This window comes from Pseudoalteromonas sp. SG43-4 (genome assembly GCF_014164325.1).
Taxonomy (GTDB): Bacteria; Pseudomonadota; Gammaproteobacteria; order Enterobacterales; family Alteromonadaceae; genus Pseudoalteromonas; species Pseudoalteromonas distincta.
This window is the reverse complement of record NZ_JACJFB010000077.1, coordinates 1-263: the sequence shown is the minus strand read 5'-3', so window position 1 is coordinate 263 and position 263 is coordinate 1. Positions and strand designations below refer to the sequence as shown.

At 36.1% G+C, this 263-nt stretch carries 1 rRNA gene; it reads right to left on the bottom strand.

From position 1 onward, the window contains the following. Positions 1-198: 198 nt before the first annotated feature. Positions 199-263, bottom strand: a 16S ribosomal RNA gene (locus tag H5160_RS20680); the annotation flags it as partial.

The following is a 263-nucleotide window of genomic DNA, read 5'->3' as shown; positions in this document are numbered from 1 at the left end:
ATCAAATGGCACTGAATGGTACTGCTACCATTCTTTTTTTACTTTTGAAAACTCTTGATAAATACAATGTATTCATCAGAATTTTATTATCAGCTTTTCCAAATTTTTAAAGAGCATATTAATTAGTTATCCCGAAGGACAAGCACTAATTAACAATCATCTGTGTGGACACTACGAACAAATAAGTTCTAAATCGTATAAGGAGGTGATCCAGCCCCAGGTTCCCCTAGGGCTACCTTGTTACGACTTCACCCCAGTCATGA